The organism is Paenibacillus sp. P46E (genome assembly GCF_001909095.1).
Classification (GTDB): Bacteria; Bacillota; Bacilli; order Paenibacillales; family Paenibacillaceae; genus Paenibacillus_AQ; species Paenibacillus_AQ helianthi.
The window spans coordinates 1-20,296 of the sequence record NZ_LVYZ01000031.1 but is presented as its reverse complement, the minus strand read 5'-3'; the positions used below and the strand labels follow the sequence as shown (position 1 = coordinate 20,296).

Annotated in this window: 17 protein-coding genes; 12 read left to right on the top strand and 5 right to left on the bottom strand. The window is 54.1% G+C overall.

All coding sequences use genetic code 11. The features are described from left to right. Window positions 1–84: 84 nt before the first annotated feature. From deoC to A3849_RS08485, 4 genes are all read left to right on the top strand, one after another. Complete coding sequence (gene deoC / locus A3849_RS08500; protein WP_074111024.1) at window positions 85–762, top strand: deoxyribose-phosphate aldolase; 678 nt, start codon at window positions 85–87, stop codon at window positions 760–762. Between the two features lie 131 nt (window positions 763–893). After that, window positions 894–1,400, top strand: a complete 507-nt coding sequence (locus A3849_RS08495) for a GNAT family N-acetyltransferase (RefSeq protein WP_074111023.1) — start codon at window positions 894–896, stop codon at window positions 1,398–1,400. Between the two features lie 247 nt (window positions 1,401–1,647). After that, window positions 1,648–2,940 (top strand): homocysteine synthase, encoded by a 1,293-nt coding sequence (locus A3849_RS08490; protein WP_074111022.1) that lies wholly within the window; start codon window positions 1,648–1,650, stop codon window positions 2,938–2,940. Window positions 2,941–3,174: 234 nt separating this feature from the next. Beyond that, a complete protein-coding gene (locus tag A3849_RS08485) occupies window positions 3,175–4,236 on the top strand; it encodes a hypothetical protein (RefSeq protein WP_143191764.1) in 1,062 nt (353 codons plus the stop codon). A gap of 159 nt (window positions 4,237–4,395) precedes the next feature. Here the strand turns inward: A3849_RS08485 and A3849_RS32815 are convergent, their stop codons facing one another. Beyond that, a complete protein-coding gene (locus A3849_RS32815) occupies window positions 4,396–4,956 on the bottom strand; it encodes a hypothetical protein (RefSeq protein WP_178382639.1) in 561 nt (186 codons plus the stop codon). A gap of 149 nt (window positions 4,957–5,105) precedes the next feature. Then, window positions 5,106–5,906: a polysaccharide deacetylase family protein gene (locus tag A3849_RS08475; RefSeq protein ID WP_074111020.1), complete on the bottom strand. Its 801-nt coding sequence runs from the start codon at window positions 5,904–5,906 to the stop codon at window positions 5,106–5,108. Between the two features lie 177 nt (window positions 5,907–6,083). Here A3849_RS08475 and A3849_RS08470 point away from each other — a divergent pair, with 177 nt between their 5' ends. Continuing rightward, complete coding sequence (locus tag A3849_RS08470) at window positions 6,084–6,419, top strand: glycoside hydrolase family 88 protein (RefSeq protein WP_074111019.1); 336 nt, start codon at window positions 6,084–6,086, stop codon at window positions 6,417–6,419. A gap of 336 nt (window positions 6,420–6,755) precedes the next feature. Here A3849_RS08470 and A3849_RS08465 read toward each other — a convergent pair whose 3' ends face one another. Continuing rightward, window positions 6,756–7,622, bottom strand: coding sequence for an AraC family transcriptional regulator (locus A3849_RS08465; protein WP_074111018.1), 867 nt, complete (start codon window positions 7,620–7,622; stop codon window positions 6,756–6,758). A gap of 97 nt (window positions 7,623–7,719) precedes the next feature. On the opposite strand from A3849_RS08465, the gene A3849_RS08460 reads away from it, so the two are divergent. From A3849_RS08460 to A3849_RS08430, 7 genes are all read left to right on the top strand, one after another. Continuing rightward, on the top strand, window positions 7,720–8,388 hold the full coding sequence (locus A3849_RS08460; protein WP_074111017.1) for a hypothetical protein: 669 nt from the start codon (window positions 7,720–7,722) through the stop codon (window positions 8,386–8,388). Window positions 8,389–8,391: 3 nt separating this feature from the next. After that, the gene (locus tag A3849_RS08455; RefSeq protein ID WP_074111016.1) at window positions 8,392–12,441 is read left to right on the top strand and encodes a glycoside hydrolase family 2; all 4,050 of its coding nucleotides are present in this window, start codon (window positions 8,392–8,394) and stop codon (window positions 12,439–12,441) included. A gap of 29 nt (window positions 12,442–12,470) precedes the next feature. Further along, window positions 12,471–14,945: a GH36-type glycosyl hydrolase domain-containing protein gene (locus A3849_RS08450; RefSeq protein ID WP_074111015.1), complete on the top strand. Its 2,475-nt coding sequence runs from the start codon at window positions 12,471–12,473 to the stop codon at window positions 14,943–14,945. Window positions 14,946–15,320: 375 nt separating this feature from the next. Beyond that, window positions 15,321–17,276 carry a heavy metal translocating P-type ATPase gene (locus tag A3849_RS08445; RefSeq protein WP_074111014.1) on the top strand — a complete coding sequence of 652 codons (1,956 nt, stop codon included), beginning with the start codon at window positions 15,321–15,323 and terminating at the stop codon, window positions 17,274–17,276. A gap of 204 nt (window positions 17,277–17,480) precedes the next feature. Continuing rightward, on the top strand, window positions 17,481–18,422 hold the full coding sequence (gene trxB, locus A3849_RS08440; protein WP_074111013.1) for a thioredoxin-disulfide reductase: 942 nt from the start codon (window positions 17,481–17,483) through the stop codon (window positions 18,420–18,422). Between the two features lie 93 nt (window positions 18,423–18,515). Further along, window positions 18,516–18,749 (top strand): glutaredoxin family protein, encoded by a 234-nt coding sequence (locus tag A3849_RS08435; RefSeq protein ID WP_074085007.1) that lies wholly within the window; start codon window positions 18,516–18,518, stop codon window positions 18,747–18,749. Window positions 18,750–18,847: 98 nt separating this feature from the next. Beyond that, window positions 18,848–19,261, top strand: a complete 414-nt coding sequence (locus tag A3849_RS08430) for a GNAT family N-acetyltransferase (protein ID WP_074111012.1) — start codon at window positions 18,848–18,850, stop codon at window positions 19,259–19,261. Here A3849_RS08430 and A3849_RS08425 read toward each other — a convergent pair. Both A3849_RS08425 and A3849_RS08420 read right to left on the bottom strand, forming a co-directional pair. Next, complete coding sequence (locus tag A3849_RS08425) at window positions 19,242–19,439, bottom strand: hypothetical protein (RefSeq protein WP_074111011.1); 198 nt, start codon at window positions 19,437–19,439, stop codon at window positions 19,242–19,244. The genes A3849_RS08430 and A3849_RS08425 overlap by 20 nt on opposite strands. 132 nt (window positions 19,440–19,571) lie before the next feature. Continuing rightward, window positions 19,572–20,296 (bottom strand): ROK family protein (locus tag A3849_RS08420; protein WP_143191763.1); only part of this gene is annotated, 725 nt, incomplete at its 5' end.

The window sequence follows — 20,296 nt, the reverse complement described above, 5'->3', positions numbered from 1 at the left end:
TCTCAGCTTTCCAAAGTGCCCTACTATTGGTATGATTACAAGGAATGCGAACGTCTACTACCGATTATCATGGAGGAATTAATAATGAGCGAAAACACATTATCCGGGATCATTGACCATACGCTGCTGAAGGCGGATGCCCGTAAAGAAGATATCATCAAGCTGGCGGAAGAGGCCAAAACCTATACATTCGCTTCAGTTTGCGTAAATCCGGCATGGGTTGCTACTGCCTACGAGGTGTTGAAGGACACGCCTGAAGTGAAGGTCTGCACGGTTATCGGGTTCCCGCTGGGCGCTTCGACACCGGAAACCAAGGCATTTGAGACTACGAACGCGATTTCGAACGGTGCGGGAGAAGTGGACATGGTCATCAACATCGGAGCATTGAAGGATGGTGACAATGAACTGGTGAAGCGGGATATCGCTGCAGTAGTCGATGCAGCACGCGGTAAAGCACTGACCAAAGTGATTATTGAGACCTGCCTGCTTACAGATGAAGAGAAAATCCGCGCCTGCAAGCTCGCCGTAGAAGCCGGAGCTGATTTCGTGAAAACTTCGACCGGATTCTCCACAGGCGGTGCGACTAAGGAAGATATTGCATTGATGCGTGCGACTGTAGGTCCTGATATCGGTGTTAAGGCTTCCGGCGGTGTGCGCAGCGCAGAAGATGCGCTGGTTATGGTTGGAGCAGGCGCAACCCGTATCGGCACCAGCGGCGGAGTGGCTATTGCCAAAGGCGAACAGAGCCAGAGCAACTATTAATTGTATTTAGTATCAAAAAAAGCGGCTGCGGCGTCATTGTATCAGGGACGCTGCAGCCATTTTTTTATGAGATGAGAAATAAGCGGATTTCTCTAGGAAATGAGAAGGTGGAGAAGAGGCTATTGACGAAGATGAATTACCCTGTTATTGAAACAGATAGACTGAGGTTAAGAGTACTTACGCTGGAAGATAATGAGGCTGTATTCCAGCATTTCTCGGATGAAGAAGTAACGCGCTATATGGATATTCTGCCCTGCCGGGATATTGCCGAAGCTGATGAAATAATCCAGTTTCACATCGACGATTCGGGCTGCCGCTGGGGAATATTCGATAAGCAGCAGGAGCGAATGGCGGGAACCTGCGGATATCATTGCTGGAGAACTGAACCCTCAGGCACAGCGGAAATTGGCTACGATCTGTCCAGAGCCTTCTGGGGCAAGGGTCTGATGACGGAAGCACTTAATCCGGTGATCCAATTTGGATTTGAACAGATGGGGCTTGAGGTCATCGAAGCTACAGTTGATCCCGGAAATGACAGATCCATACGCCTGCTGATGGCGTTGGGGTTCTCTAGAGAGGCCGAGCTTGTGGACAATCTGGTATATTTCTATTTGCGGCGAAATCAATTAACCGGATGACTACTTTTGCCGCTTACGCAGCTTCATCAGAAGATGGAATTCCGAAGGAGAGCCTTAAGTATGGCTTCGATAAATTTGAGAGCGCTTACCAAGGCGGGCTGCTGCGGATCACAGTTTTTCTCAACTGAATAAAACACATTGGAATAATGAGATATTTTTCTTCCCAAATAACATGGTTTGTGAGAGAATAGGAACAATTCTTAGTTGTTAAGGTTTACCATCACACAGATCAAGGGAGGAAAACCCATTGTCAGAAGACCGCAAGCTGTCATTTGAAACGTTAGCCGTGCATGCAGGCCAGGAGATTGATCCCACTACCTTCGCACGTGCAGTGCCGCTCTACCAGACCACGTCCTACGGATTCCGGGATGCCGAGCATGCCGCCAATTTGTTCGCTCTGAAGGAGTTCGGCAACATCTATACCCGTCTGATGAATCCGACCACCGATGTTTTCGAGCAGCGTATTGCTGCCCTGGAAGGCGGGGCGGGTGCGCTTGCGACAGCTTCCGGGTCAGCGGCAATTTCTTTTTCCATCCTTAATATTGCCGGGGCCGGAGATGAGATTGTCTCTTCTGCCAGCCTGTATGGCGGTACTTATAATTTGTTCTCCACTACACTTCCTAAGCTGGGAATCAAGGTGCACTTTGTGGATTCCGATGATCCGGAGAACTTCCGCAGTGCGATTACGGACAAGACAAAGGCCCTGTACGCCGAAACCATCGGCAATCCGCAGGGGAATGTGCTGGATATCGAAGCAGTGGCGGCTATCGCCCATGAGCATGGAATCCCGCTGATTGTGGACAATACGTTCCCAAGTCCGTACTTGCTTCGTCCTATTGAATTTGGTGCAGATATTGTTGTCCATTCTGCTACCAAATTTATTGGCGGACACGGTACCTCCATCGGCGGGGTGATTGTGGACAGCGGCAAGTTTGATTGGAAGGCAAGCGGACGATTCCCCGGCCTGACCGAACCTGATCCAAGCTATCACGGACTGGTCTATACGGAAGCTGTAGGACCGGTTGCCTATATCATCAAAGCACGCGTACAATTGCTGCGTGATTTGGGTGCAGCGATCTCGCCGTTCAACTCCTGGCTGCTGCTGCAGGGCCTCGAAACCCTTCATTTGAGAATGGAGCGTCACAGTGAGAATGCACTGAAGGTAGCCCGCTATCTGGAGCAGCATGAAGCTGTGGACTGGGTCAGCTATGTGGGACTGCCAAGCCATCCATCGTATGAGCTGGCCCGGAAGTATCTCCCCAAGGGGCAGGGCGCTATTCTCACTTTCGGAATCAAGGGCGGAGCGGCTAACGGGGTCAAACTGATCGAGAGCGTGAAGCTGTTCTCCCACTTGGCCAATGTCGGTGATTCCAAATCGCTGATTATTCATCCGGCGAGCACCACGCATCAGCAGCTTTCGGATGAGGAACAAAGTGCCGCGGGGGTTACCCCGGAATTAATCCGGCTCTCCATCGGTACAGAATCCATCGACGATATTCTATATGATCTGGAGCAGGCCATCGCAGCCAGCCAACAATAAGTCAGAGTGTGTACAGGCCGCTATCCCAATACGCAATCGTTCATCAATCGGTGAGCGGCGTGAGGGGATAGTGGCCTTTTTCATGAATTTTGTTGCCCTAATTAATTGGTAACGCTTGCATATTTTGCTGCGGGTTCCCGTATTTATAAGATGAAGTATGCAGACGATGCCGGTGGCGGTATGAAGTCCGGGGGAAGCCGGCAGCAATCCAAAGCTAAAAAGGTGGGTGCGGAAATGAAGGGTGAACGCGAGCAGGAGCATAACCGGAATAAGGAAGAGCGTCCGTTCAAGTATCTTGCCGGAGATCGGGCAATTGGGGTAGAAATGAGCCAATCTGCGTCTGTGGCTTCCGCAGCTGCAGAATTTATTGCTGAGGGAGAGCGCGCAAGCTTACTCGAGCCTATGCACCGTGCTTATTTTAGACGTCCGGGTGAACGGCCGGCTTTTTTGGTGCTTCGGGATGGGCGCGAGGAGCGGACGGTTCTGCGGGAAGAACCCGGAGTATTACCTGCGGGCCCCTGCCTGATCCGCAGCGGGGAGTGGCTGTTTGCTCCTGAGGTGAACGAACTCTATGCGGGCTGGCTGTTCAGCGAAACCGCCGAGCAGGAGGAACGGATTCTGCAGCGGATCTATTATCGGTTGCGCGCGTCAGCTGCAGCGCTGCTGGAGTCGGCGGACGGGGCCTGGGCCGCCGTGATGCTGCCCTTCATGCTGGAGCTGGCCGATCAGCCGGTCAGGCAGGCTGCGCTGCAGGATGCGCAGCTTGAAGCGCTTTTTGCTGCGGTCGCGGAGCGCCAGCGCCTGGGCGGCGACTGCCGCGTGGACCTGCTGGCGCCGTATCCCGCCAGCGCAGCCGAATTCGCGGCACAGCGCGAATTCATCGAGGGCGTGGCCGAACAGACCCTGGGCCACGCTTACGCGGCAGCGTGCCGCATCGGGGCGATGATTCCGCCCGATGTGGAGCACGCCGCCGCGGGGGAAATCGCGCGCATCGCCGATTTCCTGGTGCTGGATGGCGCGGCAGGCGAAGCCGCGCCGGAAGACGCCGCCGGAGGCTTCGCCAAGGCGGCGGAAGAGATCCTCGCCGCCGTGCAGCGCGTGAAGCCGGCGGCGGCACTGCTCGCCGCGGGGGCACCGGCGGCGTATGCGCTGGCCGATCTGTACCGGATCGGCTTCGGCGGGATCTTTTGCAGCGCGGGCCAGCGGACAGAAGCGCTGCTGCGGGCAGCCTGCCTGACCTGGATGGCCCGGCAGGATCAGGCCAAGCCAGCCGCCGGAGGATGGCTTAGCAGCTAGTCCAGCAGTGTGTTGATAACACACACTTAGAACATCAGCCAGGCCTGGAAATCTGATGTTCCCGATTTCCAGGCCTGTACCTCTCCATATATAAAAACAGGAAACCCGATCTCTTCTGCGCCGTGCGAGAAGGAACCGGGTCTTCTGTTATTTAGGGAATTATGATCTGCTGCTGGAAATAATAGCGGAATCGTCCAAAGGGCGGGTTCTTGCTTCAACAACGGCAGAAGTACCGTTGTTGAAGCACCGCCGGTGGATCTGCTCTGTAACAACGGCAGAAGTGCCGTTGATGAAGCGCCGCCGGTGGATCTGCTCCGTAACAACGGCAGAAGTGCCGTTGATGAAGCGCCGCCGGTGGATCTGCTCTCTAACAACGGTAGAAGTGCCGTTGATGAAGCGCCGCCGGTGGATTTGCTCTGTAACAACGGCAGAAGTGCCGTTGTTGAAGCGCCGCCGGTGGATCTGCTCCGAAACAACGGCAGAAGTGCCGTTGTTGAAGCGTCGCCGGTAATCTGCTCTGTAACAACGGCAGAAGTGCCGTTGTTGAAGCGCCGCCGGTAATCTGCTCCGAAACAACGGCAGAAGTGCCGTTGTTGAAGCACCGCCGGTGGATCTGCGCTTTAACAACGGCAGAAGTGCCGTTGATGAAACGCGGCCGGTAATCTGCTCTGTAACAACGGCAGAAGTGCCGTTGTTGAAGCGCCGCCGGTGGATCTGCACTGTAACAACGGCAGGTTGGTTTGAACCGGCGTCACGTTAACTGAGGTGTGCTGAACATTACCTATTCATAACCATAGGAATGCCTCACGCATCAAATATTCCTATTTTTGATCCCTGTTGCTCCGCTCCAGCTCCTGCCGTATCCTGCGTTAATCCAGCCGCACCGTAGTACCTGCGGATATCTGGCGGGGCTGGTCCTCTGCTGTGATCCATACATCCATTGCTGACGGATTATAGACGATGGCTTGGGAAGCGGAGAAGCGCAATCCCCGGACGGCGTACAGATAGTCGGCAATCTCGATATTGGTGGCATACCAGATCTCCTGACGACCGCCCATCAGGCTGGCGAACTGATCCAATTCCTCCCAATTGTGATTGTCGTTGAATTCATAGCTGTGCCCCCAGACATATAGGAGCTGCATCCGCGAATGTCGGGGCTTCTCCTCCAGGAATCGTTGTCCAAGCGGCAGCATATCACGGTGATGACAGGTGGGGTGCCATGTCAGCAGATTATCCGGCAGGTTGAAGCCGCCGTGGGATTGCACAGTGCGGGAATATTCGATTCCCAGTGCAGGAAGAACGCTCAGCACCTCATCGCTGTAATCACCAAATGGATAGGACATGCCTCTCACGGGATAGCCCGCAAGGGTTTCCAGATGCCCGCGGTCCTTCAGAATTTCTTCAGCAATACCCGCCCGGGGGGTCATGGAGAGAAACGGATGAGTGCTGGTGTGTGCGGATATTTCATGACCCTTATAGAGGGAGGACACTTCTTCTCCGAGGATATAGCTTTCCTTGCCGAAAAACCCTGAATTCAAATGAAAGGTGCCCTTCAGACCCTGCTGATTCAGTATCGCCACAAGCTGTCTGTCATAGATTCTGCCGTCATCCCAGCTCGTTGTTAGCGCTTTAGTAACACCGCCCGGAAAAAGATCAAGCTTGACTCTCATAACATTTCAACCTCCTGATTATTCAATACCTTCATTATGAACAATGCCAGAGACGGCGGCTATTAGCAAGATTCTTGTACATAGACGGCCTGCAATTACGTAACTACACTAAGATCACGAATATGGCAAAACAATTAGCAGAGTGCATTCGGCAGGATATTTTGGGGGAGGAACATTATGGTAACAGTGGCACGGGCGGTACTCGAAGGGCATATCTCCCGCTTAATTCAGCGGATGAAGGAAATGAAAGGTTCTATTCAGGAGACAGCACCTATTGGCATTATCTCAATGGACAACTGGGAATGGCCGCAGGGAGTGGCGCTGTTTGCGTTGTACAGCTACTACCGGGAAACGGGCGATGAAGGGATCATGGAAAATCTGACCCGCTGGTTCGACAGCAAGCTTGACGGCGGCATCCCCGCTAAGAACGTCAACACCATGTGCCCGATGCTTACTCTAAGCTATCTTGCAAAACGGGCTAGCGAGCAGAATGAGAGGTATAAATACCTCTGATCTGACCGTAAACGGGCTAGCGGGCAGAATGAGAGGTATAAATACCTCTGATCTGGCCGTGAACGGGCTAGCGAGCAGAATGAGAGGTAGAAATACCTCTGATCTGGCCGTGAACGGGCTAGCGAGCAGAATGAGAGGTATAAATACCTCAGATCTGACCGTAAACAGGCTAGCGGGCAGAATGAGGCAGGTACACCCTTAATTTGGGAGCAATGCTGTTACCTACAGCAATGAGATTCTGGACTCACCCATTAGGGTGGGTTTGTTCTTGCTATAGAACATTTGCTTCAGCGCTCCTCCTCAGCCTTGCGCATGGAGCTGATTCAGGTGTTGCAGTCACAGCCCCGCCTTATGCACCCGATATTCCGAAGGCGAGCACTGGAACACTTTTCTGAATTGCCTGGAATAGTAGTTGTGATCCCGGAAGCCGCTGTCCATTGCCACCTGAGAGATGGACAGCTCTGGATTGCGCAGCAGCGTGCAGGAGTAGTCCAGCCTTTTGCGGATAACGTAATCCATAGGCGTCGTATGATAATTCCGGGTGAATACACGGAGGAACTGGCGCTTGGACATATAAGCCAGATCGGCCAGATCCTGCAGGGAAACAGGCTGCAAAAAATGCTCCTCAATATAGGTGATCGCCTCCCCGATCCGCAGCGCCTTGTTCTCGGTCCCGCCGCCATTCTGCCGGTAATACCGTGACAGCGTGCCGACGAGCGCCGTGAAATAGGTGCGGATCATCAGCCGGTAGCCGTCAACTTGCCGGTCGTGCTCCTCCAGAATCCGGTCGAGCAAAAGATTCACCTCATCAAGCTGCGCGGGCTGCAGAGCGAGCATGCCTTTGAAGAACATTTCCTTGCGGAAAAAGGGCTCCAGATAAAACAACGCCTGGAATCCCGGGAGAAGTTTAAGCTCTGGCAACTGTAGCAGCTGGTCGGGATGGAACATGACATTGACGTATTGAATATTCTGCACATTTTTGTAGCCGTGGGAGATATCACTGTGTATAAAAAACACCTGACCCGCAGAAACGGGATACTCCTTTCCTTCAATGATATGAATTGCGCTACCCTCCAGAATGACCACCAGTTCCGAGAAATCATGGCAGTGCACATAATAATCATGTGTCAGCGGGCATTTTTGAATACGGAAAGTGAAGCCGGGTTCGAGTCCCAGATCCCGTGCATAGAGTTTTTTTGTCATGTCGTTATTATGCTAAAGATGGTCCTGATCGTCAAGGAAGCAGCCCGCCGGATGCGCTACTCTGAAGAAGAAGATGACATAAGGCTGGAGGGTGACTATGCAGCGCTGTTTATATAGGGCCGAGTGCAGGGAGGGCGGGTTTCCAGAGCTCTATTTTCAATCCCGGCTCCCATTGCTGAATGAACGAATGGAAATGCTGGATATCTCGCGGTTAAGCGTATTCCAGGAAGGGAATGAGCTGTTTCTTTATTACGAATGCGGCGGAGAGCGGCATGAACCGGAGCGGCTGTTTGCAGATGCGGAGGAGCTGCTCAAGGTCTGGCCGGGAGGACAGCAGCCCAGATGGTGGGTGCCCATGATGGACATTTTTCACTACCAGCAGCCGGTTTCCGGGCAGCATTGGAAGCGCAATCAACAGGAGAGTGCTCCCTTTGGACGGGTGGCGCTTTTGAAGCCGGAGCAGGTTTCAAGCTATATCTATTATCACTACCAATATCAGGAGGAGCGTCCGGGAGACGGTGACAAATACGGAATCATCGGACTTCATGAGAACCTGCTGTTCTTTTATGCCGAGCAGCCCAGTACGGTGGAGCCGGCGCCTTATGCGGGAAAGCTCGCAACGAATCTCAGGCCGGATCAATGGGGAGAAGTGATGGACCCGCATTTTATGAAATGGATGGATGCTCCGGCTGACCAGGAAATTTGGAAAAAACTCACTATCGTGCTTAACGTACCGGTCCCTGCCGGCAAAAAGGAGAGTGAATAGAGGATGCACACCTCGTTATGTTTAAACGGTGAATGGGATTTCATGCCGCTCTACGATCAGCCGTTCTGCCGGACACTTCCTGAGAGACTGGTGTATGAAGCCCGCAAGATCCAGGTTCCTTCAAGCTGGCGCCACAGCTATCCGCAGCCGTTCGGGAGAAGGTTCGGGGAAATCGCGGAGTACGGGTTCGCCCCGCTGGATGTATACGGCTATCCAAGCGAATGGGATGCAGCGGAGGCCGGTGTGCTGCACCGGTCCTTTCAGATCCCGGAGGACATGCTGGGGCAGCGGGTGGTGCTGCGGTTTGATGGAATGATGCAGAAAGCGGCTGTATATCTGGACCGGGAGCGGATCGCCATCTGGGAGGACGGGTATCTGCCCTTACGGCTGGATATCAGCTCCAGGGTGAAGCCGGGTCAGGAGCAGCACCTGCATGTGGTCTGCGGAAGCTTTGATCAAACGGTGCTCCCCTCCGGGGATAAGAAGATTACGGGACTTGCGGGCTCCTGGTTCGGCAGGATTTCAAGGGGGATATGGCAGGATGTATTCCTCGAAGGTTATCCCTCTGTAACGCTGGAGGATATCACAATCCGTACCCTTTTCCGCCAAGGTCTCCTGGAGGTGGATGCGCTGATAGGTATGGAGCCTGCTACCTCAACGGAGGATTCGCTGCGGGTCATCCTTAAAGTGAAGGAGCATCTAACGGGCACCTTGCCTTTGGATGGAGAAGGGGCGCTGCCGGTTCTTGAAGCAGAGGCTGGTGCAGCAGTGGTGTCTCAGGAGGCTGTGAAAGGCCGGCAATTATGTGAGAACACAGATCAACGGAAGTGGCAGGAAGCCCGGTTTGTGCTGCCCTGGCAGGATGCCAAGCTGTGGAGCCCGGAGACTCCGGTTCTGTATGCGCTGGAGCTGGAGCTTCGGGCAGGGGAGGAAATCCTCGACCGCCGGACCGAGACGTTCGGCTTCCGGGAATTCTGGTGCGAAGGCCCGCAGTTTATGCTGAACGGAATTCCGGTCAACCTGCGGGGAGACTCCTGGCATTTCCAGGGGGCGGCACAGCAGACAGAGGACTACATCCGCAATTGGTACCGTATGTGCAGACAGGCTGGTGTCAACAGCATCCGGCTGCATGCCGAGCCATATCCTGCGGATTATTTGCGGATTGCCGATGAGGAGGGAATGCTCATCGTCGACGAGAGCGCCATCTATGGCTCTGCCAAAACAATGGACGCCGCCCATCCGGATTTCATAGCCAATTGCAAGGCTCATGTACGGCGGCTGGTGCAGCGGGATAAAAACCATCCTTCCGTCATCCTGTGGAGTGTACAGAACGAGATGCGCTGGGTGGACGGGCGGGATGACTACAAACCATACATTCCGGGTCTGATAGATATTATGAGAGATCTCGATTCCACCCGTCCGATTATGGTGGAAGGGGATAACCGCCTGCTCTCCAAGGAGCTTACAGAAGTGGAGAGCCGCCACTATAACATTGACGGCACGATCTCCCAGTGGGACCGCACAGTCCCGCTTACCTTTGGAGAGCATGGCAGCTGGTGGTACATTTGCCCGCAGAACAGCAGCATGTATACGGGACTTGGCGTATATCGCGATACAGACGCGAGTGCTGCCGGCCTAGCACAGAAGGAGCGGCTGTTCATAGAATACGCGCGGCGACAGGGGGTATCCGGCATCGCCACCTTCAACTTCGCCCATTATTTTATGCGGGCAATGCCTGACCGGAATATTTTCCTGCCGCCTGCCGATCTGACAACGCCAGGCCCTAAGCCTGCGCTTATTCCGGCATACTCGCTTTCACTGAATAACGGGCAGCTGCCGGAGGAATATCCGGCCTACCGGGTCAATCCAGCCTTTGCGGTCATGTCGGAGGCCTTCAAGCCGGTAACGATGATTGCTGCCGAGTATAACCGCTGCTTCTTCGACGACTCGAAGGTCCGCCGCAGCTTCGATGTCTATAACGATACGCTGGCGGAACAAGCGGTGACCATTGAATGTACTGTGCAGCAGGACGGGCGGGTGGTGCATACACAGAATTTCGGGTTCCGTCAAGAACCTGCCGAACGCCGGAATATCCGCCTGGAGTGGATGCCGGATGCCGTCGCCCGCGATGGGGAAGCAGTGCTCACAGCCAGGCTGTTCCACGGCGGAGAGCTGAAGCATGAGCTTAACCTTAGGTACCGGCTGCTGTCCGGCAGCTTTAAGACCAAGCCGGTGGTAGTAGAACTTCCCGCTGTATATATTGGCTCTGAAAGAGACTATCAAGCGATCTGCGTTCTGGTCCCCAACCTGATCCGGGTGGAGGCAGAAGCCATAGAGCAGTTGCCGGGCGGCATCCTCTTGATCGTCGGCAGTAAAATGCAGGATGGGGACGGGGAGCTGGACCGTCAGCTAAGAGCTTTTGTACAGAAGGGCGGCAGGCTGCTGCTGCTGGAGCAGCTTCATCTTTCGCTTGGCAAGCTTCCGCTGGTCCGCAGAGAATTCATCCGTGCCCATGCGGGGGATTATGGACATCCCGTGCTCCAAGGTCTTGGAGATGAGGATCTCATGTTCTGGCATGAGGAGCTCCGCGAGGAAGGGCCGGTGCCGATCATTAAGGCTGCCTTTGAAAAGCCTGTAGCAGGAGATTTCACCCTCCTGCTGGAGTGCAGCAGCGGTGATTTCGGGGACGGCGGAGACCTGTGGTCACCACTTCTGGAATACCGCAGCGGAGCAGGAATGTTCCTGGCCAATCAGCTGGAGATTATGGACCATATCCAGCAGATTCCCCAGGCCTGTCTGCTGCTGCGGAATCTGCTCCAATACGCGGGCCGCGCCGATTACGCGGCTGCGGCACCGGTGCCCGCTGCGGCATGGGTCCGCAGCGGCGGGGCGGCGGAAGCTGTGCTCGGCAAGCTTCGCCTGAAGGGCACAAGGCTGGATAGCGCCGAAGGCTTATCCAGCCTGAATCCCGGCCTCCTCGTGGTGGAGGCCGCACTGCTGAACGGCCCGGGCGCGGCGGAAGCCGTCCGGCAGGCTGCAAGTGCCGGCAGCAGAGTGCTCGTGCTGCCGGCAGAACCCGGCGGACAGGAGGCGCTTGCCCGCCTTCTGGACCGCCCCGTGCGCATCGCACCGCACGGGACGTACCACCTGGAGGCGGACTACGCTCACGCCGCCGTCCGCGGAATCAGCCCTGTCGACCTGTTCGGGTTCGACAAAGTGCATCTCTCGCCCCGGGACGTAGTGAACCGGGAGCTGGCGGCGTACAGGCTGGAAGTGCCGGACGCCGAGGTACTGTGTACCAGCGTGGAGGGGACCGCCTGGAAGGATTATTTTGCCGGGCAGCACACCGGAGAATACAGCAGGCTGGCGCTGGTCGAGCTGAACCGCGACAAGGCCTGCGAGCCTGGAGCCTTTCTGATCCGGCTGACCGCTGGGGAGGGGGAGATCATCTGCTCGCAGCTGCTTATGGACTCGGACAGCGAGAAAAGCCTGCGGCTCTATACCCGCCTGCTTGCCAATCTCGGAGCGGAATTCACAGACGAACTGCTGATCCGCGATAAGGGTGATGCGGAATGGGCGGTGGAAGCGGCAATGACACTGTACTGCCCGCCTTATGTGGATTACCAGGCCATGAAGGAATACTACACCGATCCGGAATTTTCCTTGAACAATCTGGGGGAAGGCCTGTACGGCTGGATGAAGAAAAAAGAACGGCGCGAAGGCGGAACTCTGCTGATTCCTGACCCGGCAGGACGTCCGCTGTTCCTGAGCTGCTTTGTGCATCTTCCCGAAGCGGGTACAGGGACTTCATCCGTCCGCACCGGCTCCCTGCGGGTGAAATCGGACTGTGCATTTGAGATATATATGAACGGTCAGCAGGTTGCCGCACCGGAGAAGGAGATTGAACTGAGCTGCGGAACCAACCGGCTGATTGCTATTGTGCAGGGAGGCGAGGAGGACATTGCTTTTGGCATGGTCTTCTTGAACAGGGACGGAACGTATATGAACGATTTGGAGTTCCGCATGACGATGGATGAGGTTGAGCCCAAGTAAACATTGCGAACCCGAGAGGAGCCATACCAATGATGAAGCAATCCGGACCCTTAAGTCCAGCCGGACAGTCAGGCCGCGAAGAGCTTGAGAAGACTGCACCAGATACCCCCGGGGAAGCTAAGCTTACCCGCAAGGAGGAGCTGGACGCGTATTTCTCGTTCCGTGACGAAGCGAAGGAAGTGGAGTTCAAGCGTCATGATATGCCGACGCCATGGATGAATTACTTGTCCAACGGCACGTTCCACACCATGCTGTCCCATGCGGGCGGTGGAGTCGCTTTTTATAAATCGCCCCAGATCTGGCGGATTACCCGCTACCGTTTTTTTCATCTGCCCACCGACCGCTCCGGTCCTTATATTTATCTTCAGGATGCCGGAACAGGCAGTTACTGGTGTCCTACCTATGAGCCTGCTTTCCAGAAGCCGCAGGAATGGAAAAGCAGCCACGGTCTGGGCTATACCCGTTTCGAGGCGAGGGAGGATGGAATTTCAGCACAGACGGTCTATTTTGTCGGACCTTATGAGAACTCATTAATCTGGAATTTGACGCTGACCAACAACAGTCCCGGGGTGAAGATACTGAATGTATACGCCTACGCCGAGTTTGGGATGATGGAATTCATGCGGGAGCTGCAGTGGCAGTGCTACAACAAGCATCAGGTGTCCGTGCAATATCACCCCGGGGAGGCACTTGTCTACAAATACGGTGTGGAAAATCAGCCGAAGCCGGACGAGACACCGCTGGTGTATATGATGTCCGATGCGCCGCTGTACAGCTATGACGGTGACCGTGAAGAATTTATCGGCAGCTACCGGAGTGAGTCCAATCCTGTTGCCGTTGAGCAGGGAGGCTGCAAGGGCTCAACACTTCTAGGCGGGGACCCCTGCGGTGCGCTCCAGGTACAGGTGACCCTGCAGCCCGGCGAAACCCGCACCGTGAATTTCTTTCTCGGGACGGCGATGAACGAAGCAGAAGTGGCGCGGGCCATCGCCCATTCGCGTGAGGAGGATTTCGTCGCCCGCTCTTATGCGGGGCTTAAGGAGAACTGGGACCATTATCTGGGCGGATGGAATTGTGAGCTGCCGGATCAAGATGCGCAGCGGATGATCAACCTATGGAATCCGTATCAGGCACAGCGGAACTTCCTCTTTTCACGCAATATCTCCTTCTATGCCACCGGTACCTTCCGGGGAGTGGGCTTCCGCGACACAGCCCAGGATATATTAGCTGTCGTCCCGCTTGATCCCGAGGCGGCAAAAGAGAAAGTCCGTTTGCTGCTGGGGCAGCAATATCAGGATGGGCATGTGAACCATTATTTCTTCCCGAATGAGGGATGGGACCCGGTGACCAGCATTCATTCCGATGACCATCTGTGGACGGCGCTTGCCGTATGGGATATTCTCGCGGAGACCGGCGATGCAGGGTTTCTGTTGGAGGGCCTTCCCTTTTATGACGGCGGTGATGCCACGCTATATGAGCATTTGAAACGTGCCATCGATTACACTGCCTCTCATAGGGGACCCAACGGCTTTCCGCTAATGCTGCGCTCGGACTGGAATGACCAGCTTTTCCGGGTCTGCCGCCAGGGCAAAGGGGAGAGCATCTGGACTGCGATGCAGCTCGGAACAGTGCTTCTGCGCATGAAGGATCTGGCTGTGGCCTCCGGTCATCCGGAGCATGTGGCAGACTATGAAGCTCTGTATGAGAATCAGAAGCAGCTGGTGAACAGTCTGGGCTGGGATGGGCGCTGGTTCCGGCGGGCGGTGATGGATGACGGGCGTTTCCTGGGGACAGACGAGCATGACGAGGCCAAAATCTGGCTCAATGCGCAAACCTGGGCCACCCTGTCCGGCATGGCCGACCCGGATAAAGCCGTGCAGGCTATGGACAGTGTGCGTGATATTCTGGATACAGAGCTGGGTATTAAGAAGCTGCATCCTTCCATCACGACCTTCCCGGATCCTGCGGACCCGCTGACCAATTATAATAAAGGCACGGGGGAGAATGGAGCGGTCTTCTGCCATGCCAACACCTGGGCCATTATTGCCGAATGCCTGCTGGGAAGAGGGGATCAGGCCTACAAATATTACCGCCAGCTGATTCCTAACGTCGCTATGGAGCAGGCCGGGTTATGGCGTTACAAAGCAGAGCCGTTCGTCTATGCCTCCAATCTGTTTGGACCTGAATCCGACAAGTTTGGACTGGCCAACGTTTCCTGGCTGACCGGTACTGCCGCATGGATGTATATCGCCGCAACCCAGTATATTATGGGGATTAAGCCTGTATTGGAGGGACTGTCCATTGATCCATGCATTCCCTCGGAGTGGGAAGGCTTCAAGGTGAGCCGGAAATTCCGCGGCTGCCTGTACGAGATTTCCGTGACCAACAGCTCTCACAGCTGCAAGGGGGTAAAGGAAATCCGTGTCGATGGCCAGCGGCTGGAAGGTAACTTCGTACCCGCCTATCCGGGAAAAGCAGCAGTGAAAGTAGAAGTATTGTTATAGCCTCCATAAACTCACGCAGAAGGCAGCCCGGCATTTAACCGGGCTGCCTTTTACATATATAAAGTTAACTCTATATAGCTGTTCACCCTATTAAAGATTAATAGCCTAAAAGGAAGGATTACGCACCCGGGGCCCAAGAATAAGCATCACAAATTAGGTCTGTCTGCGGCTTTACTTTTTTGCGGATCGTGATATATTATAACTATAAGTTGCACTAAGGAAATAAAATTGTACAATGGCAACAACGATTATCATTCTCATTTACCATGCTGTCCCGGCTAAGCCGGGGCAGCATGTGTCATTTTAAGGGCCTTAAGAATGGCTCTCATTCTCAGCCAGTAGTTCAAAAAAATGAATCAGGAGTGTGATTTACTTATGCAAGCTACATCCAAACACCTGCCTAAATCCATGTCACAGGGAAAAAGCGCACAGCAGCCGCGTACTCCGCAGCCGCGCCGGTTCGATCCCAAAGCCATGCTCCACAATTCCGAAATGCAAGCTGCACTTGGCAGCGGGCTACTCATGCTGATCGCCTGGGCCGTCAGTGGCTGGTCGGAGGTATTCTCGATTCTTCTGTATGTGGTGTCCTACACGGTTGGCGGATGGATCAAGGCGAAAGAAGGCGTGGAGACACTTATCAAGGAACGTGATCTGGACGTGAACCTTCTGATGATTGCTGCCGCACTGGGCGCTGCATCAATCGGGTACTGGAATGAAGGCGCGATGCTGATCTTTATTTTTGCGCTGAGCGGGGCTCTGGAGAGCTATACGATGGAGCGCAGCAAGAAGGATATCTCATCACTGCTGGCTCTGAAGCCGGCCACCGCCGTTCGTATTGAAAAAGGGGTCATGAGTGAGGTAGCGATTGATCTGCTCGCTGTAGGAGATCTGCTGCTTGTGCGTCCGGGTGAGCTTATTCCGGCAGACGGCACCGTCTACCGGGGAGAATCGGCGGTCAATCAGGCATCCATCACAGGTGAATCCCTGCCTGTAGAGAAAAGTACGGGCAGCGAAGTGTTTGCTGGAACGATCAATGGGGAAGGCCCGCTGTATATAGAGGTGACCAAGTCTGCGGAGAACACCTTGTTTTCAAAAATTATCAAAATGGTAGAAGAAGCCGAAACCGAGGTGCCTGAATCACAACGCTTCATCAAACGGCTGGAGTCCATCTATGCCCGTGTAGTGGTTGCTGCGACGATCGCGCTGATTGCACTGCCGCCATTTATTCTGGACTGGAGCTGGAGCGCTACCTTCTATAAAGCAATGGTGTTTCTTGTAGTGGCTTCTCCTTGCGCCTTGGTTTCATCCATTATGCCAGCCATGCTGTCGGCAATCTCCAAAAGCGCCCGTAAAGGCATTCTTTTCAAAGGCGGCGTTCATTTGGAGAATATGGCAAAAACCTCGGTAGTTGCTTTTGACAAGACCGGGACTTTGACTGCTGGACTTCCGCAGGTGACTGATTTTATAGCCGGAGAAGAGTATGACCGCAATGAGCTGCTGAGGGTCAGCGCGTCGATTGAGAAGTTGTCCCGCCATCCGCTGGCGGAGGCCATTGTCCGCAAGGCAGAGGAAGAACACCTCGTGCTGCATGTGATTGAAGAGAGCACATCCGTTACCGGCTGGGGGATTGAAGGGTTGATTGCAGGCCGGCTGTGGAGAATCGGCAAGTCCAATTTGCTGGATGAGCGCAATGAACTCGAGGATGAGCAGTGGAGATCGCTCCGCAAGCAGCTGGAGAGTGAAGGCAAGACAGTATCGCTGATCCTCGACGGCGAACGGATTGCCGGGATGATTGCGCTCCAGGATACGGTGCGTCCACAGGCGGTAGCGGCGGTTCGGAAGCTGCAGCAGCTTGGTATTAAGGTGGCCATGCTGACGGGTGACCGCGCGGCGACAGCAGAAGTAATAGCCGGGCAGACAGGTGTGGATCTTGTATTCGCAGGACTGCTGCCTGAGGACAAAGTGACGCACATCAAAGCACTGCGTGAACAATACGGTAATGTGATTATGGTGGGGGACGGGGTGAATGATGCTCCGGCACTCGCTACTGCCACAGTTGGCATGGGGATGGGCATGAACGGAAGCGGCGCAGCACTGGAGATTGCCGATGTGGTATTGATGAATGACAATATTGAGGAAATCGCCTCAACGATTAAGCTGGCCCGCCGTACCCAGCGGATCGTGAAGCAGAATATGATCTTTGCCGTCACGGTCATAGCTACCTTGATGCTGAGCAACTTTTTACAGGGAATTGCCCTTCCGTTTGGAGTCGTTGGCCATGAAGGCAGCACGATCCTTGTCATCCTGAACGGACTGAGACTTTTGCGTTGAAAAAGGTCTGGAATCCCTATTTATACCCATTCCCCAAAATAGATTGCTTAAAATTGAATTGTTCACGAAATAGAGCGATTACATCGTGTCTGGCATATTGACAGATTCCCTTGAGATGAGCATAATTAGTACTACATTATAATAATTTTAATTAAGGAAATATAGAGCGGTGCCTTAGCCGTCCATCTCAAGGAGGATATAGTCATGTATAAATCAATTATTATCGGAACCGGCCCTGCCGGATTGACTGCGGCCATCTACCTGGCCCGTGCCAATCTGAATCCATTGGTTATTGAAGGGCCTCAGCCGGGCGGACAGCTTACCACCACCACGGAAGTGGAGAATTTTCCGGGATTTCCCGATGGCATCATGGGTCCGGAGCTCATGGATAATATGCGCAAGCAGGCTGAACGCTTTGGTGCCAAGTTTGTTACAGGCTGGGTGAACAGTGTAGAGCTTGGGGAACGCCCTTTTAAGCTGAATGTTGAAGGGATGGGCGCGCTGACTACGGATACTCTGATTCTCTCGACAGGTGCAACAGCTAAATACCTGGGCATTCCGGGTGAACAGGACAATATCGGACGCGGTGTCAGCACTTGTGCAACCTGCGACGGATTTTTCTTCCGGGGCAAAGAGATCGTGGTGATCGGTGGCGGCGACTCAGCTCTTGAAGAGGCGGGCTTCCTGACCCGTTTTGCTTCCAAAGTAACCCTTGTGCACCGTCGTGAAGAACTTCGTGCCTCCAAAATCATGCAGGACCGGGTCCGTGATAATGAAAAGGTTGCCTGGGGCTTGAACCGCACTCCGCTGGAAGTAACTTCCGGCGATAGAGGTGTGAACGGAATTAAAGTGCTTAACAATGAAACCGGAGAAGAAGAGTTCATTGAGGCCAGCGGTGTGTTTGTCGCTATTGGGCATCATCCGAATACGGCATTCCTCGGCGGACAGATTACAACGGATGCAAACGGCTATATCGTCACGAATCCAGGCACTTCCGAAACTAATATTCCCGGCGTCTTCGCTTGCGGAGATGTACAGGATACCCGTTACAAACAAGCGATTACCGCAGCGGGCAGCGGATGTATGGCGGCTATGGATGCTGAGAAGTACATTGAGAGCCTGGAGCACAGTGCAGTTATTTTGTAATATGCCCTTGGTATTGCAGGCACCACGGTGCTATAATATAGTAAGCTGATGTTTTAGTGTAAGTCGATAAAGCTTTTAGGAGGAGATTAGAACATGGAAAACGTAATTGTATACACCTCGACCAACTGTCCCCATTGCCGTCAGGTCAAAAGCTTCCTGAGTGAGAAGGGCGTCTCCTACGAGGAGCGCAACATTGAACAAAATGATGATTTCGCCCAGCAGGTGTGGGATATGGGGATGCGGGCTGTACCTGTAACCGTCATCGGCGATTTCAAAATCGTCGGCATGAATAAAACCCAATTCGATAAGGCGTTGGCTACTGTATAATCGTCAGATCAGGTACTCCTCTGCTTGAGGAAACAAGGGCCGCTTCCGCGCTGGAGGCGGTTTTTTGTATGAATATTTAGATAAGGAGGCGATAGAGAATGTTGATCAGCTTAATCAATTATTGGGACAGGAATGCTGTAGAGCGGCTACTGGCAGAGTGCATGATGGCAGACGATGAGCGTGTACGGGAGGAAGTGGACCGCTATCTTGCTGAAGATTCACGGGAACTGCAGGGCACCTTCATAGATGGTGAACTGGCGGGATTGATCGGCATCCGGCGAGGTCCGGGAACGGAAGCGGAAATCCTGCATATCGCCGTTCAGACCCGCTGGCGGGGCCGTGGAATTGGTGCTGCAATGATCGGAGAACTCCGGAAATGCGGTGGCATCGAAATGCTTCAGGCTGAGACAGACCGGGAAGCTGTGGGTTTTTATAGCCATTGCGGATTTAAGATTAGCAGTTTGGGCGAAAAGTACCCGGGGGTGGAGCGGTTTAGCTGTAAATATACATAATGATTTGAAAAAGGGCATAGACAGCTATGCCGCAGGTAATAAGCAGTATTCCTGATTTTTTTTTCGACTGGAACAGGCGAAGAACGCCGAGGCTAATGAGTGGAGCGATGATGAGCAGCAGCAGCAGCACAGTGATGAACATCTGCGCCGAAATATCAGACGTATCAACATAAGTCATGGACTCTCTCTCCATTCAGAAAAAAGGATTGTAGTGACATTTGTCACACTTTTATCCCCTATTATAAAGGATTGATCTTCCTTTTTCTGTACCGCTGCCCCTATAATTGCGGCAATTTTACGTCAATTTTGCCTAGAGTGTTACCCGGATGTTCCCAAGGAAATGCATCACTGCCGAAAAACCCGCTCCGACCATGGTCCCGCGGCTGCCCAGCCGTGAAAAGATGATTTCGAGCTGCTGCTTATGATACGGCAGGGTCCGCTCGGCAACCACTCTCCGCAGCGGCTCGCCCAGCCAAGGCTCGGCTTCCGATAGAGCCCCGCCAATCACGATCAGCTCGGGGTTAAAGCTGTTAATAAGATTGGTAACACCGATCCCGAGGTATTCGCCGATGGTATTGAAATGGCGCAATGTGTCTTCCTGCCCCTCCAGTGCATGCCTGACCAGCTCGGATGTGCTGCGGGCAGGCAGCGCCAGCCCGGGATTGTCGTAAGTTTTCTCTGAAGCGTATAGTTCCCAGCACCCCCGGCTGCCGCAGCTGCAGGGTTTGCCTTCCGCCTCTATGGTCATATGGCCGGTCTCTCCGGCATATCCGCGTGCCCCCTTGTACAGCTCTCCGCCGATAATAATTCCAGAACCAATCCCCGAGCCTGCACTGATATAGAGCAGATGGCGCACATCACGCGCCGCTCCGAAGTTCAGCTCCCCTTGAGCGCCTGCATTCGCTTCGTTGTCGATCGTCACCGGAACTTCGAAAGACCGCTCCAGAATGCCCCGCAGATCTACCATTTCCCAGCCCAGATTGGGTGCGAACAGTACCACACCGTGCTCATCCACCATCCCCGGCACCCCAACCC